The sequence below is a fragment of the Rhodococcus sp. F64268 genome, assembly GCF_023015605.1.
Classification (GTDB): domain Bacteria; phylum Actinomycetota; class Actinomycetes; order Mycobacteriales; family Mycobacteriaceae; genus Rhodococcus.
The window spans coordinates 926181-940563 of sequence record NZ_JALKAI010000004.1; the positions used below are offsets into that span (position 1 = coordinate 926181).

The 14383-nt window shown below is 64.8% G+C and carries 14 protein-coding genes; 12 read left to right on the top strand and 2 right to left on the bottom strand.

Annotated elements, in window-relative coordinates; all coding sequences use genetic code 11:
• Positions 1-61: 61 nt before the first annotated feature.
• The 3 genes from fgd to MWU77_RS14755 are packed head-to-tail and all read left to right on the top strand — an operon-like array spanning position 62 to position 3026.
• Positions 62-1066 carry a glucose-6-phosphate dehydrogenase (coenzyme-F420) gene (gene fgd, locus MWU77_RS14745; RefSeq protein ID WP_247274081.1) on the top strand — a complete coding sequence of 335 codons (1005 nt, stop codon included), beginning with the start codon at positions 62-64 and terminating at the stop codon, positions 1064-1066.
• Positions 1067-1082: 16 nt separating this feature from the next.
• Positions 1083-2732: a glucose-6-phosphate isomerase gene (pgi, locus tag MWU77_RS14750; protein WP_247274082.1), complete on the top strand. Its 1650-nt coding sequence runs from the start codon at positions 1083-1085 to the stop codon at positions 2730-2732.
• Between the two features lie 3 nt (positions 2733-2735).
• On the top strand, positions 2736-3026 hold the full coding sequence (locus MWU77_RS14755) for a WhiB family transcriptional regulator (RefSeq protein ID WP_169690950.1): 291 nt from the start codon (positions 2736-2738) through the stop codon (positions 3024-3026).
• A gap of 60 nt (positions 3027-3086) precedes the next feature.
• Here the strand turns inward: MWU77_RS14755 and MWU77_RS14760 are convergent, their stop codons facing one another.
• Positions 3087-3917 (bottom strand): NAD(P)-dependent oxidoreductase, encoded by an 831-nt coding sequence (locus MWU77_RS14760; RefSeq protein ID WP_169690951.1) that lies wholly within the window; start codon positions 3915-3917, stop codon positions 3087-3089.
• A 44-nt stretch (positions 3918-3961) separates the two neighbouring features.
• On the opposite strand from MWU77_RS14760, the gene MWU77_RS14765 reads away from it, so the two are divergent.
• The 4 genes from MWU77_RS14765 to MWU77_RS14780 all read left to right on the top strand — a co-directional run bounded on the left by MWU77_RS14765 (position 3962) and on the right by MWU77_RS14780 (position 8084).
• Complete coding sequence (locus MWU77_RS14765) at positions 3962-5581, top strand: methylmalonyl-CoA mutase family protein (protein ID WP_169690952.1); 1620 nt, start codon at positions 3962-3964, stop codon at positions 5579-5581.
• Complete coding sequence (locus MWU77_RS14770) at positions 5581-5976, top strand: cobalamin B12-binding domain-containing protein (protein WP_169690953.1); 396 nt, start codon at positions 5581-5583, stop codon at positions 5974-5976. The genes MWU77_RS14765 and MWU77_RS14770 overlap by 1 nt, the downstream gene beginning before the upstream one ends.
• 108 nt (positions 5977-6084) lie before the next feature.
• Positions 6085-7041, top strand: a complete 957-nt coding sequence (locus MWU77_RS14775; RefSeq protein ID WP_169690954.1) for an LLM class F420-dependent oxidoreductase — start codon at positions 6085-6087, stop codon at positions 7039-7041.
• On the top strand, positions 7038-8084 hold the full coding sequence (locus MWU77_RS14780) for a CoA transferase (protein ID WP_169690955.1): 1047 nt from the start codon (positions 7038-7040) through the stop codon (positions 8082-8084). Before MWU77_RS14775 ends, MWU77_RS14780 begins: the two co-directional genes overlap by 4 nt.
• Before the next feature lie 89 nt (positions 8085-8173).
• Here the strand turns inward: MWU77_RS14780 and MWU77_RS14785 are convergent, their stop codons facing one another.
• Positions 8174-9184, bottom strand: a complete 1011-nt coding sequence (locus MWU77_RS14785; RefSeq protein ID WP_169690956.1) for a ferredoxin--NADP reductase — start codon at positions 9182-9184, stop codon at positions 8174-8176.
• Between the two features lie 121 nt (positions 9185-9305).
• On the opposite strand from MWU77_RS14785, the gene MWU77_RS14790 reads away from it, so the two are divergent.
• Genes MWU77_RS14790 through MWU77_RS14810 form a run of 5 tightly spaced genes read left to right on the top strand, consistent with a single transcriptional unit; the run spans position 9306 to position 14363 of the window.
• The gene (locus MWU77_RS14790; protein WP_169690957.1) at positions 9306-10709 is read left to right on the top strand and encodes a class I adenylate-forming enzyme family protein; all 1404 of its coding nucleotides are present in this window, start codon (positions 9306-9308) and stop codon (positions 10707-10709) included.
• A complete protein-coding gene (locus MWU77_RS14795; protein WP_169690958.1) occupies positions 10687-11592 on the top strand; it encodes an acyl-CoA dehydrogenase family protein in 906 nt (301 codons plus the stop codon). Before MWU77_RS14790 ends, MWU77_RS14795 begins: the two co-directional genes overlap by 23 nt.
• On the top strand, positions 11579-12667 hold the full coding sequence (locus MWU77_RS14800; protein WP_169690959.1) for an acyl-CoA dehydrogenase family protein: 1089 nt from the start codon (positions 11579-11581) through the stop codon (positions 12665-12667). Before MWU77_RS14795 ends, MWU77_RS14800 begins: the two co-directional genes overlap by 14 nt.
• Before the next feature lies 1 nt (position 12668).
• A complete protein-coding gene (locus MWU77_RS14805; RefSeq protein ID WP_247274083.1) occupies positions 12669-13436 on the top strand; it encodes an enoyl-CoA hydratase/isomerase family protein in 768 nt (255 codons plus the stop codon).
• A 33-nt stretch (positions 13437-13469) separates the two neighbouring features.
• Positions 13470-14363 carry an alpha/beta hydrolase gene (locus MWU77_RS14810; protein ID WP_247274084.1) on the top strand — a complete coding sequence of 298 codons (894 nt, stop codon included), beginning with the start codon at positions 13470-13472 and terminating at the stop codon, positions 14361-14363.
• Positions 14364-14383 lie beyond the last annotated feature (20 nt).

Sequence of the window (14383 nt, forward strand, 5' to 3'; positions counted from 1 at the left end):
TTCCTCGACTCACGGACCTCGGCCGACCGCATACGACGTCGTCTTTCGGAGGTCACACGTAATGCTCAAGTTGGGATACAAGGCATCGGCCGAGCAGTTCGGTCCGCGTGAGCTGGTCGAGCTCGGGGTGCTCGCCGAGGCGCACGGGATGGATTCGGCGACGGTGTCGGATCATTTCCAGCCGTGGCGGCATACCGGTGGGCATGCGCCGTTCTCGTTGGCGTGGATGACGGCGGTGGGGGAGCGTACCGAGCGGTTGCAGTTGGGGACGTCGGTGCTCACGCCGACGTTCCGGTACAACCCGGCGGTGATTGCGCAGGCGTTCGCGACGATGGGGTGTCTGTATCCGGGGCGGGTGTTTCTGGGTGTGGGGACGGGGGAGGCGCTCAATGAGATCGCGACGGGGTACAGCGATGCGTGGCCGGAGTTCAAGGAGCGGTTTGCGCGGTTGCGGGAGTCGGTGCGGTTGATGCGGGCGTTGTGGACCGGTGATCGGGTGGATTTCGAGGGGGAGTTCTACCGGACGGTGGGGGCGTCGATCTATGACGTGCCTGATGGTGGTGTGCCGGTGTATGTGGCGGCGGGTGGTCCGGTGGTGGCGCGGTATGCGGGTCGGGCGGGTGATGGGTTCATCTGTACTTCGGGTAAGGGGATGGAGCTGTATACCGACAAGTTGTTGCCTGCGGTGGCCGAGGGTGCGGGCAAGGCCGGCCGGGAGGTGTCGGGGATCGACAAGATGATCGAGATCAAGATTTCGTATGACACGGATCCGGAGTCGGCGCTCGAGAATACGCGGTTCTGGGCGCCGTTGTCGTTGACGGCGGAGCAGAAGCATTCGATCGAGGATCCGATCGAGATGGAGGCGGCGGCGGATGCGTTGCCGATCGAGCAGGTGGCGAAGCGGTGGATTGTGGCGTCGGATCCGGATGAGGCGGTGGAGCAGGTGCGGGCGTATGTGGATGCGGGGTTGAATCATTTGGTGTTTCATGCGCCGGGGCATGATCAGCGGCGTTTTCTGGAGTTGTTCGAGCGGGATCTGGCTCCGCGGCTGCGCGCCCTCGCGTGAACGGACGGACGACGAGATGACCTCGGTTGCACAGAACGTGACCACCCTTCCGCAGTGGAAGGCGCTCGACGCCCATCGCACCGATGTCGAGTCGTTGCACTTGCGCGAATTGTTCACGGCAGAACCTGCCCGTACCACGGAGATGACGGTCACCGCCGCGGATCTGGAGATCGACTACAGCAAACACCGGATCACCACCCGCACGAGGGAGCTTCTTCTCGACCTCGCCCGCGCGACGGGGGTCGAGGCAGCCCGCGACGGGATGTTCGCCGGTGAACACATCAACGTCACCGAGGACCGGGCTGTGCTCCACACCGCGCTCCGGCTGCCGTCGACCGCTCAGGTGCGGATCGATGGTGAGAATGTGGTGACCCGCGTGCACGAGGTACTCGACGCGATGGGCGATTTCACCGACCGCGTCCGGGACGGCCGGTGGCGGGGAGCGACCGGTGAGAAGATCGCGACAGTGATCAACCTCGGGATCGGTGGATCGGACCTGGGCCCGGTGATGGTGACGCGTGCTCTGCGGCACTACCACGACGGTCCGCAGGTGCGATTCGTGTCGAATGTCGATCCGGCCGATCTCACGGCGGCCCTGAACGGCCTGAATCCGGCGACGACATTGTTCATCGTGGCATCCAAGACGTTCTCGACAGTCGAGACCCTGACGAACGCGACCGCTGCGAGATGCTGGCTCGTCGCGACGCTCGGAGACGACGCGGTCGCGGCGCATTTCGTGGCGGTGTCCACACACGCACAGCGGGTCGAAGAGTTCGGGATCGACCCGGCCAACATGTTCGGCTTCTGGGACTGGGTCGGCGGAAGGTACTCGGTCGGGTCTGCCATCGGGCTGTCGGTGATGTGCGCGGTGGGTCGAGAGCGATTCGCCGAACTGCTCGACGGGTTCCGCCGCGTCGACACTCACTTCCGAACGGCGCCCCTCGAGAGGAACGCTCCGGTCCTGCTCGGCCTGCTCGGCGTGTGGTACACGAGCTTCCTGGGTGCGCAATCGCGTGCTGTGCTGCCGTATTCCAACGACCTCGTACGTTTTCCCGCCTACCTGCAGCAGTTGACCATGGAGTCGAACGGCAAATCGATACGCGCCGACGGAACTCCGGTGGGATGCGCGACCGGCGAGATCTTCTGGGGCGAGCCGGGAACGAACGGACAGCACGCGTTCTACCAGTTACTTCATCAGGGAACGCACCTGGTACCTGCCGATTTCATCGGATTCGCCATGTCGACGGATGATCTGCCCACTGCAGATGGAACCGGAAGTATGCACGATGTGCTCATGGCGAACTGCTTCGCGCAGTCGAAGGTGATGGCATTCGGCCGCACTGCAGACCAGGTACGGGCCGACGGCACGCCCGAAGAGTTGGTGGCACACAAAGTGATGCCGGGCAATCAGCCGTCGACGACCGTCCTTGCACCGAAACTGACCCCGTCGACGCTCGGGCAGCTCATCGCGCTGTACGAGCATCAGGTGTTCGTTCAGGGCGTCGTGTGGGGGATCGACTCGTTCGACCAGTGGGGTGTGGAACTGGGGAAGGTACAGGCAACGCAACTGCAGGCGGCGTTGTCGGAAGACAGCGATCCTGCAACCGGTGATGCGTCCACCGACGCCCTCATCCGAATCTACCGAGAGATGTCGAAGGGAGAGTGACCCGTGCCCGCTCTGAAACTGCTGAAACTTCCCCCACCGGTCGCGGAGTCGTGGGATTGGCAGATGGACGCTGCATGCCGCGACGTCGACGGCGCGATCTTCTTCCACCCCGACAACGAGCGCGGTGAACCGCGCGAGGAGCGAATCGAGGCTGCGAAGCGGATCTGCCGCTCGTGCCCGGTGAGTATGCAATGCCTTCGTTACGCTCTGGAATCCGGTGAGCGATACGGGGTATGGGGCGGTATGACCGAGGAGGAACGAAAGGCCGCACGCAGGCGGCGTATGGTCCGATAGCGCGCCGATGCACAACGGCACCGAGTGAATTCACTCGGTGCCGTTGTGCGTGTGCGGTTTTCAGGCGTCGAGGAACAGATCCCGTTGCGGGTTGTCGCCGCCACCGTAACGTGAAAGATCGGTGATACCCGCCGCGGTGAGCACGTCGGCGTCGATGTAGCACTTTCCACTGGTGGTCTTCGCGGGACTCGACAGGATTGCCACTGCGGCGTCGGCCATGATCTCGGGGCTGCGCGATGAGGACAGCAGGTTCTCGCCGTCCTGCATGTTCGCGACCGCCGAGGTGGCGATATAGGTCTCCGGCCACAGGCAGTTCGCGGCGATTCCTGCCTCGGCGTATTCTGCCGCGAACCCCAGTGTCAGCAGCGACATTCCGTACTTGGACAGCGTGTACGCGGGATGCGCGCCCAGCCAGTACGGGTTCATGTTGATCGGCGGGGCGATCGTGAGGATGTGTCCGTTCTCGGACTTGCGTAGATGCGGGAGGGCTGCCTTCGTGAGAAGGAAGGTGCCCCGGCAGTTGATCTCCTGCATCAGGTCGTATTTCTTCGCGGACAGTTGTTCGGTCGGTTCGGTGCCGATCGCGCTCGCGTTGTTGACGCACATGTCGATGCCGCCGAATCGCTCGACCGCGGTGTCGACGGCGCGCTGTACGTCCTCCTCTTTGCGTACGTCGCCGACGATCGCGACGGCTTTGCCGCCGGCCGCTTCGATGTCGGCGACAGCCGTGTGCACTGTGCCCTTCAGCTTCGGGTGGGGTTCGCCGGTCTTGGCCAGGAGCACTACGTTCGCGCCCTGCGCTGCGGCAGCGACGGCGATCGCAAGTCCGATGCCGCGGCTGGCGCCGGACACCACCATCGTGCGGTCGCGAAGTGCATGCTGGCTCGTCATCGTTCTCCCTACTCGGAATTCGTGTAGCTCATTCGTTCTCACCGATGATATTGGCATTCTCATTTTCTGCAAGTAAGGTATCCGGCGTGAGCGACATCGTGGAAACCTCGTCCGGGATCCCGCTCGATCCGGTTTACGGATCGGGGGATCGAGAACGTGAACTACCCCTGCCGGGAGAGTTCCCCTTCACCCGTGGGAACTTCGCTTCCGGTTATCGGGGACGGCTGTGGACCTTCCGTCAGTACTCGGGCTTCGGCACCGCCGAAGAATCCAACCGCCGGTACCGATACCTGCTCGATCAGGGCGGGACCGGGCTCTCGGTTGCGCTGGACCTCCCCACCCAGTGCGGATACGACTCCGATGACCCCGAGGTCACCGAGGAGGTGGGGCGCGTCGGCGTCGCAGTCGACACCCTCGCCGACGCCGAGATCCTCTTCGACGGCATACCCCTCGACAAGATCAGTACCAGCTTCACGATCAACGGCACCGCGGCGATTCTGCTTGCCTTCTATGTGGCTGCTGCCGAACGCAAGGGTGTGCCGCGAGAGAAGCTCACCGGCACCATCCAGAACGACATTCTCAAAGAGTATGCGTCCAGGGGCACCTGGATCTGGCCGCCCGAGCCGTCCTTGCGACTGATCGCCGACACGATCGAATTCTGTGCCGCAGAAGTTCCGCGGTTCAATGCGATCTCGGTGGCAGGCGCACACTTCCGCGATGCGGGAGCCAACGCGGTACAGGAGATGGCCTTCACGCTTGCCGACGGTGTCACCTACTGCGACACCGTGATCGAACGCGGCCGCATGACCATCGACCAGTTCGCGCCGCAGATCTCGTTCTTCTTCTACACGCACGGCGACTTCTTCGAGGAGATAGCCAAATATCGTGCAGGACGGCGCCGTTGGGCGACGATCGTCCGCGAGCGTTACGGCGCCACCAGCGACAAGGCGTCGATGTTCCGGTTCGGCTGTGTCGCAGGCGGCGCTTCGCTCTACGCGCCGCAGGCGCAGAACAACCTCGTTCGTGTGGCCTACGAGTCCATGGCCTCTGTACTCGGCGGCGTTCAGTCGATGTTCACTGCGGCATGGGACGAACCGTTCGCCCTGCCGAGTGAGGAGTCGGCGACGCTCGCCCTGCGCACACAGCAGGTGCTCGCCTACGAGACCGGCGTGACCCGAGTGGCCGACCCGCTCGGAGGGTCCTATTTCGTCGAGGCACTCACCGACCGCACCGAAGAACGCATCATCGAGATCATGACCGACCTCGAGCAACACGGCGGCATGGTCCGCGCTATCGAGGACGGGTACCTCCAGGGTCTCATCGCCGACGAGGCGTACAAGCTCCACCAGGAGATCGAAGGCGGCGAGCGTCCCGTCGTCGGTGTCAACAAATTCGTCTCCGACGAGCCCGCGCCGGAGATCTCCACCTACGAACTCGATGCCGAAGGCCGCGAGATGCAGCTGAAGCGACTCGCGAAAGTAAAGGCCGAGCGTGATCCCGAGGCCGTGCGCAGCACCCTCGCCGCACTGTCCCGCGCAGCGGAAGGAACCGACAATCTGATGCACTCCCTGATCGACTGCGCCAACGCCTACTGCACGGTCGGCGAAATGGTGTCCGCGCTCAAGTCCGTGTGGGGCGAGTTCCAGCAGCCGGTGGTGTTCTGATGACCGCCCGCGTTCTCGTCGCAAAGCCCGGACTCGACGGCCACGATCGTGGCGCCAAGATCGTCGCGCGCGCTCTGCGAGACGCCGGCTTCGAGGTGATCTACACCGGAATCCGCCAGAAGGTCGAGGACATCGTGTCCATCGCCGTCCAAGAGGACGTCGAGGTGGTAGGTCTGAGCATTCTCTCGGGTGCGCACGTTGCATTGACGACGAAGGTCGTCGAGGCTCTGCGTGCTGCGGACGCAGGTGACATCGACGTGATCGTCGGAGGCACCATTCCTCAGTCCGACGTTCCCAAACTGCTCGCAGCAGGCGCTGCCGCAGTGTTCCCCACCAGCACGCCACTCGACGAATTGGTAGCGGGAGTGCGCAAGCTGACCGAGAACACACACTGAGAGAGAAGCACTGAGCGAGAACACGGCCAGATGTAGTCACCTTCGAGCCCGGCCCACCGAGCGCGCCACCGGGCCGCGCAGACAACGAATTCGAATGCTGGAGGAATCGTGCGGATCGGAGTGATGGTCGGACCCGAGCAGGGGGACACCAACCGCAAGGTCGACCGGATGTTGAAGGACGTCGAATGGGCGGAGGCCGCCGGATTCGACACCGTGTGGGTCCCTCAGATCCCCACCGACTTCGACGCATTGACTGCCATCGCCCTCATGAGCACGAGGACGAGCCGAATCGAGATCGGGACCGCAGTGGTGCCACTGCAGGCGCAGCATCCCGTGCATCTGGTGCGCCAGGCGTTGTCCACGCATGCCGCGCTCGATGGTCGACTCGCTCTGGGGGTCGGTCCGTCGCACCACTGGATCGTGCAGGACATGCTCGGCCTGCCCTACGACAAGCCCGCCAAGTTCACCCGGGACTACCTCGACGTGCTCGGTGCGATCAAGGATCTTCCCGGCTCGATCGATGTCGAGAACGACACGTTCACCGTGCACAACCCACTCGACATCGGACCCGTGGCGCCGATGCCCCTCCTGGTCGCCGCGCTGGGCCCCGTCATGCTGAAGATCGCCGGTGAACGGGCCGACGGAACGATCCTGTGGATGGCCGACGAGCGGGCGATCGGAGAGCACATCGTTCCGCGCATCACCAAGGCCGCCGCAGACGCGGGACGACCCGACCCGCGCATCGTCGCGGGTGTGCCCGTGTGTCTGTGTGCACCGGGCGAAGAGGATGTCGCGCGTGAACGCGCCAACCGCATCCTCGCCGAGGCCGAGATCTCGCCGAACTACCAGCGTCTGCTCGAGCAGGGCGAGGCGAAGGACATCGGCCAGATGGCCATCGTCGGCGACGAGGACTCGATCCTCGCCGGGTTCAAGCGGTACCGCGACGCAGGCGTGACCGATCTGTCGATGCGCCTGCTTCCCATCGGAAACAACCGCGACGAACTGGTCGCGTCGAAGTACCGCACACGTGAGGTCGTCGCCGAGCTTGCGAAGGAACTGCGGTGACCGGTCCCCTCTCAGGTATCCGGATCCTCGAGGTCGGCCACATCCTTGCCGGACCGTACGCAACGATGATGCTCGCCGATCTCGGGGCCGAGGTCACGAAGATCGAACCACCGACCGGGGATCTGTCGCGACAGGTCAGCGACGCATACTTCGCGAGTCTCAACCGGGGCAAGCGAAGCATCTGTCTCGACCTGACCACCGATGAGGGTCTGCGTCGGCTCGGTGAGCTTGCCGCCGAATCACACGCTCTGCTGGTCAATCTCAAGCCGTCGGCGATCCGGAAGTACGGCTTGACCTACGACGCATTGCGACGGTTCAACGACAAGATCGTGTGTGTCGCGCTCACGGGATACGGCCTCGACGAGGGCGACGACCCCGCATTCGATTACGTCATCCAGGCAGTGACGGGCGTCGCCGACCTCACCGGCGATCCCGCCGGGCCACCGACACTTCCCGGGTATTCGGCGGCCGACAATTCGACCGGTCTGACAGCCGCGCTCGGCCTACTCGCCCAGATTGTGTCGGGTCGTGGCGGCCAGGTGGAAGTCTCGTTGCGCGACGTCATGCTCTCGCAGCTCAATTACCGGGCGTCGGCATATCTCAACGAGGGCACCCCACCGCGTCGTATGCCGAGCGGTGCGCATTCGTACTATGTTCCGGCGCAGTTGTTCCCGACATCGGACGGGACGCTGGCGTTGTTCATCACCCACGACGGTTTCTGGCGCACATTCGCTGCCGAGGCGGGCATCGCGGGCTTCACGACGATGGCCGAGCGTGCGGCGCAGCGAGACGAGGTGCTTCGCGTCGTCACCGAAGTACTCGCCGGCGACACCGCGGCCGGGTGGGAATCGCGATTGCGTCCCCTGGGTGTTCCCGCTGCCGCGGTCCGCTCGCTGCCGGACGCGCTGGAGGCCACACCGTCGATGGTTGTGGAGGCCGGCGACTTCCGGCTCGTCGGAAGTCCCATCCGCATCGACGGCTACGAGCCCGAATACGGCGCGCCACCGAAGCTGGGCGAGCACGGCACGCTTCCCGTCGGTTGATCCTTCTGGCCCGCTGTTGCGAACACAAGCCGAACACCGCGATGGCCTCCAACGAAATCCCGTTGGAGGCCATCGCGGTGTTGCACGTCCTACTCGTATCGCACCTTGATGGAGCAGTCCGGTACAGCCTGGCAGGTCAGGGTGTAGCCGTCGGCGATCTCGTCGTCGCTGAGTGCGTCGTTGACGCGCATGGTGGCACTGCCGTCGGTGATCTTCGCGATGCAAGTCGCGCAATTACCGGCCTCGCACGAGAACGGAGGTGCCAGACCTGCTCGCCGCGCGCTTTCGAGAAGTGTTTCGCCCGCCTGCAGTGGTACGGACACGCGCTGGCTGCCCAGCCGGATCGACACGGTGCCCTCGATCGGCGCGGCCGGGGCTTCAGGCTCCGCTTCGGCAGCCTTCACGGGTTCTGCGGCGGCGCCGAAACGTTCGCTGTACACCGTGCCGGGGCCGGGGAGGGCGGACTCGATCATGTCCATGAACGCTTCGGGGCCGCACAGGTATACGTCGGACGCGGTGTCGCCGCCGATGAAGTCCAGCGCACCCGCGGGGGTGAGCAGACCCGAGTCGTCGTCGAAGTGACGAACGACGGTGAGGCGTCCGCCGTACTGCTCGACGAGCTGGTCGGTAAGGGCGTCGAAGATCGCAGCGTTTCGGTCGCGGTCTGCGATGAGCAGGCGGACGTCCCTGTCGGTGGTGGCAAGCGCGCTCTTCGCGATGGACAGCAGGGGGGTGATGCCGCTGCCGCCGGCGAATCCGATGACCGGCCCTGCCCCTTCGCGCAGCAGGAAGGTGCCTGCGGGTCGGGTGATCTCCACTTGATCGCCCTCGGCCACGTTGTCGTGCAGCCAGTTGGAGACCTTGCCGCCGGGAACCCTCTTGATGGTGGTCATCATCTCGGTGTCGGTCTCGGGGGCACTCGACATCGAGTACGACCGGTAGAGCTCTGTGCCGTCGACATCGACCTTGAAGGTGCAGAACTGACCTGCCTGATAGGTGAACGGCCCATCCACGGGGGCGAGCACGTAGGTACGGGCGTCGTCGGTCTCCTTCACGATCCGGGTAACGGTCGCGCGCTGGAACAAAGGTGGTCTCGCCATGGACCGTCTCCTCCTGGTATCGATATTCTGCTACTAGGAGAGTACTATTCTCGTCAATGAGAGCGAAAGCTCCCGACGGAGTTTGTTCCCAGGATGAGACGGGATCGTAAGGAACGAGGACATGGCCGACCCCACCGTGCTGGCCTTCGACCAGCAGGAATACAGCCGCACGCAACTCGATGCGCTGGCTGCCGGTATGGCTGCGTCCCTCGAGCGTCGAGGTGTCGGCCCCGGCGACCGTGTGGCACTCATGTCGTCGAACCGGCCCGAGTTCGTCATCGCAGCGCTGGCGATCTGGCAGCTCGGCGCAGTCGTCGTCCTGATCAGTCCGGCGTGGAAACGTGCCGAAGTCACGCACGCGCTCGATGTCAGCGAGGCCACCCACGCGGTCGGCGACAGTTCGGTACTCGCCGACCTGATGCCCATGCTCTGCCTCGACGATCAGATCGAAGAGGGATTCCGTCCGCCCACGCCGGCCGAGTCGGATGCCGACGCCCTGCTCGTGTTCAGTTCGGGCACCACCGGACTTCCGAAAGCGGTCCGTCACACTCACGCATCGTTCGCCGCCGCGGTCGGGCACTGGCGCGATGCCCTGAAACTCACCGCGAGCGATCGCATCCAGATCGTCACGCCCCCGTCGCATATCCTCGGCTTGCTCAACATCGTCACCGCACTCGATGCAGGCACCTGGATGCGGTTGCATCGTCGATTCGACCTCGACGCGATGCTGCGCCACATCGAAAGCGATCGCATCACCGTCGAGATGGCAGTGGCGCCGATTGCGCTGGGTATCGCGTCGCACCCGGATCTCGAATCCTTCGACCTGACGTCGCTGCGCTACATCATGTGGGGCGCCACACCCGTCACGCCGAGCGTCGCCGAGACCGTCACCCGCCGGACCGGAGTGCCGTGGGTCCCGGCGTACGGGGCGAGCGAGATCCCGGTGATCGCCTGCAGCCCGATCGAGGGTGCGCGCCTGGACAGCGTGGGTCGCGTGGTGCCCGGCGTCGAGATGCGCGTTGTGTCGCTCGGGACGGGCGAGACGCTCGCGCCGGGCGATACGGGCGAGATCCAGGTGCGGTCGGCGTCCATGATGGCCGGATACCTACCCGGCGACACGACCGCCGACGCATTCGCCGACGGCTGGTACCGCACCGGCGATGTCGGCAGTGTCGATGCCGACGGCTGGGTGCGCATCACCGACAGGTCCAAGGACATGATCAAGGTCAAGGGTTTCCAGGTGGCGCCCGCCGAGATCGAAGCCGTCCTGTTCACCCACCCCGACATCGCCGACTGCGCGGTGTTCGGAGTCGACGACGCTGCCACCGGTGAAGCCGTCGTCGCTGCGGTCACTACGACCGCACCGATCGAAGCCGGCGAGATCATCGATCTCGTCGGGAACACCCTCGCCTCGTACAAGCGTCCGAGCCGAGTGGTCTTCGTGCCCGAAATCCCGCGCCTGCCCTCCGGCAAGGTGTTGCGCCGAATACTCGAGGAGCGCCATGGACGTACGTCTGACCAATGAACAGCAGCAATTGCGCGACGCAGCCGCAAAACTCGCCGACGATCTGGGGCCGGGTTCGGTTCAGGACCTCGACGACGCGACACGTGTCGCGCGGCTGGAGAAGACGGTGGCCGCGGCAGGCTGGCGCGAACTTCGTTCCGACGGCGCCTCCGGCGTCGAGGTTGCGATCGTTGCCGAAGAGTTCGGCCGAGGACTCGTGGATGTCCCGTTCCTCGGTCCGGTTCTCGCCGACGATCTGCGACGGCACCTAGCCGACGACCAGCAGACCTGGGCCATCGCCATCGGCGACGACGCTTTCGATGCGTCGGGCCTCACCCACGCACTTGTGGTGCGAGACAACAGTGTTCTCGCGGCCGAGATCGGCGACCCCGCAGAGGGAGCCGACTTCACCCGCGCATTCGCTACGTTGATCCAACCGTACGAGCAGATCGGCGAACTGTCGCCCGAACAGATCGAGCGCGGCTACGCGCTGGCGTTGGTCGTCACGTGCGCCGACCTCGTGGGAACCTCGCGCGGCGCCCAGGCAGCCGCAGTCGATTACGCCAAGATCCGCGAGCAGTACGGCAGCACCATCGGCTCGTACCAGGCCGTCGCACACCTGCTCGCCGAAAGCGAAGCGCTCATCGAAGGATCCATCAGCGTGCTGCGTCACGCCGCGTGGGCAGTCGACGAACTGACACCAGCCGAAGCGGTGCGCGCCGCGAGGATCGCGAAGATCTACTGCGCCCGTGCCGCACGCACGGTGTGCGAAACGGCCATCCAGGTGCACGGCGGCATCGGAAACACCTGGGAATGCATCGAACACGTCTATCTTCGGCGGGCGCTGACGTCCACCGAACTGTTCCCCGTGAGCCTGGAGGAGATCGACCTTGGACTTTCGTGACTCGCCGGAAGAAGCCGCGTTCCGTACGCGGCTGCGCACCTGGCTCGCAGAGATAGCAGGCACATTCCCCACCTCGGGCGACGAGTACTGGGCAAAGCAGGGCGAATGGCATCAAGCCCTATACGGGGCGGGATTCTTCGGTCTGTCGTGGCCGAAGGAATACGGCGGACAGGAACTCCCGCCGGTCTTCGATGTGATCCTCGACGAGGAACTCGCGATCGCCGGTGCCCCGCCGCGGCCCAGCCTCGGCTACCTCGTGGTGGGGCTCGGACATCACGGCAGCAAAGAACTGCAGCAGCGGTTCCTGCCGGGGATGATCAACGGCACTCAGCGGTGGTGCCAGGGCTTCAGCGAACCCGGTGCGGGCTCGGACCTTGCATCGCTGACCACCACCGCGACCCGCGACGGCGACGAATACGTCATACACGGTCACAAGATCTGGACGAGCTATTCCGATGTTGCGGATTGGTGCTTGCTTCTTGCGCGCACCGATCCGGATGCGTCGCGGCATCGCGGTATTTCGGCATTCATCGTTCCGATGAAGCAGGACGGTATCGAGCAGCGTCCGCTCAAGATGATCAGTGGTGTCACGAAGGAGTTCGGGCAGGTTCTGTTCGACGGGGCACGAGTGCCCGCGGATCAGATGGTCGGCAACCCCGGCGACGGCTGGCGTATCGCGATGACGGTGGTCGGGCACGAACGGGAGCCGTCGACGCTCGGATTCGCCGCGCGCTACGGCAAACTCGTTCGTCAGCTCGCTGCCCGCACCGAAGGACGGCCACCCGAGGACCTGGCATGGGCGGCGGTGCAGTCCGAGATGCTGCGCCTGCACGTGCGCCGCCGGCTCTCCGAGCAGCTCGACGGAGTCAATCACGGGTCCGAGGGCTCGCTCGACAAGCTGCTCATGACCTGGGTGGATCAGTCGGTAGGGCACGCCGCACTTGCTGTGGCAGGCACCCGCGACACCGAGTTGCTCGGCTCGTACATGTACAGCCGCGCACAGTCGGTCATGGGCGGTACGTCACAAATCCAGAAGAACATCATCGCTTCGCGAATCCTCGGATTGGGGGTCTGACATGTACGACATGCCCGACGAAATCGACGTCCAGGCCGACGGTCCGATGCGGATCATCACCCTCAACCGCTCCGCGGATCTCAACGCTGTCAACGATCCTCTGCACGAAGGCCTTGCGCGGCTGTGGACGCAGTTGAGCGCAGACCGTAGCGCCCGCGTTGCTGTGATCACGGGTGCCGGACGAGCGTTCTCGGCCGGTGGTGACTTCGGCTATCTCGCACAACTTGCGGAGGACCCGGACCTTCGCTCGAAGTCGATCGCCGACGGCCGCGAGCTCGTACTCGGAATGACGCGGTGCCGAATTCCGGTGATTGCGGCAGTGAACGGTCCGGCGGTCGGACTCGGCTGCAGCATCGTGGCACTGAGCGACATGGTCTACATGGGTGAGAAGGCCTACCTCGCCGACCCGCACGTGCAGGTCGGCCTGGTTGCAGCCGACGGTGGTGCGCTCACCTGGCCGCTGCAGATCAGCCTGTTGCAGGCGAAGGAGTTCGCGTTCACGGGACAGCGGATCTCCGCGCAACGTGCACTCGAACTGGGTCTTGCCAATCATGTGGTCGAAGATCCGCTGAGCGAGGCACTCTCAGCGGCCAAGAACATCCTGGATCAGCCGCAGAAGGCGATCGAGGCGACCAAGCGCCTGATCAACATCCAACTCGAACGCACGGTTCTCGCCGCGATCGACTACGCTCTGAGCGCGGAGGAAATGACCTTCCAGAGCGACGATTTCCGGGCGAACATCGCACGCCTCACCGCAGGCAAGAGCTGACGGAGAGAGCGACACGGACAGGGGGCAGGGACCATGCTGAGCCGCGTGAGGTCGTTGCCGCACTTCCATCCTGATCTGCGCGTCGCGGCGCTGGTGGCACCGCGACGCGCAGTGACACCGAGAACACTCGGGGTGCTGCGTAGCCTCACCGCGCGGATCAAAGGGGCAGATCCGGACATCCACGTCCTGGAACCCGGCGTGGCGGTGAGGTTCTTCCGTCCGCGGACCTCTGCCGGCGATGCGCCGCGTCCCGCGCTGTTGTGGATCCACGGCGGGGGTTACGTGTTCGGCCGGGCTGCGCAGGACGATGCACTGTGTCAGCGCTTCGCCGACCGGCTCGGTGCGGTCGTCGCGTCGGTCGATTACCGATTGTCGCCTGAGTACTCGTACCCGATCCCTGTGGAGGACTGTCTCCATGCCTATCGGTGGCTCGTGCACCGGGAGGAGGTGGACCCGTCGAAGATCGTGATCGGCGGTGCCAGTGCGGGTGGTGGTCTTGCTGCGGCGCTCGCGTTCGCGATACGCGACAGCGATCTGACCGAGCCCGTATTCCAGCTCCTGGTCTATCCGATGCTCGACGACCGGACCGTCTCCGGTCCCGAGCACATGCGCCTGTGGGACGGGGAGTGCAACCGCTTCGGGTGGGCGAGCTTTCTCGGAGATGCCGACGCGTCGATTGCGGCTCCGGGCCGCCGCACCGACCTGGCAGGACTTCCACCGGCCTGGATCGGTGTGGGGGACAACGATTTGTTCGCGCGTGAGGATCGCGAATACGCCGACCGTCTCGTCGAAGCCGGAGTGCCGTGCGAATTCCACTCGGTATCGGGGGCTTTCCACGGTTTCGATTCCGTCTCCTCGCGCAGCGGTGTCGCGCGGGAGTTCTTCGACGAACAGTGTGCCGCCGTGAGCAAGACCCTGAAGACCTGACCTTACCGACAGAACGACGG

Coding starts and splice junctions, on each gene's coding strand:
- fgd (WP_247274081.1), top strand. CDS start 62: ATGCTCAAGTTGGGATACAAGGCATCGGCCGAGCAGTTCGGTCCGCGT.
- pgi (WP_247274082.1), top strand. CDS start 1,083: ATGACCTCGGTTGCACAGAACGTGACCACCCTTCCGCAGTGGAAGGCG.
- MWU77_RS14760 (WP_169690951.1), bottom strand. CDS start 3,917: ATGACGAGCCAGCATGCACTTCGCGACCGCACGATGGTGGTGTCCGGC.
- MWU77_RS14765 (WP_169690952.1), top strand. CDS start 3,962: ATGATATTGGCATTCTCATTTTCTGCAAGTAAGGTATCCGGCGTGAGC.
- MWU77_RS14770 (WP_169690953.1), top strand. CDS start 5,581: ATGACCGCCCGCGTTCTCGTCGCAAAGCCCGGACTCGACGGCCACGAT.
- MWU77_RS14785 (WP_169690956.1), bottom strand. CDS start 9,184: ATGGCGAGACCACCTTTGTTCCAGCGCGCGACCGTTACCCGGATCGTG.
- MWU77_RS14790 (WP_169690957.1), top strand. CDS start 9,306: ATGGCCGACCCCACCGTGCTGGCCTTCGACCAGCAGGAATACAGCCGC.
- MWU77_RS14795 (WP_169690958.1), top strand. CDS start 10,687: ATGGACGTACGTCTGACCAATGAACAGCAGCAATTGCGCGACGCAGCC.
- MWU77_RS14805 (WP_247274083.1), top strand. CDS start 12,669: ATGTACGACATGCCCGACGAAATCGACGTCCAGGCCGACGGTCCGATG.
- MWU77_RS14810 (WP_247274084.1), top strand. CDS start 13,470: ATGCTGAGCCGCGTGAGGTCGTTGCCGCACTTCCATCCTGATCTGCGC.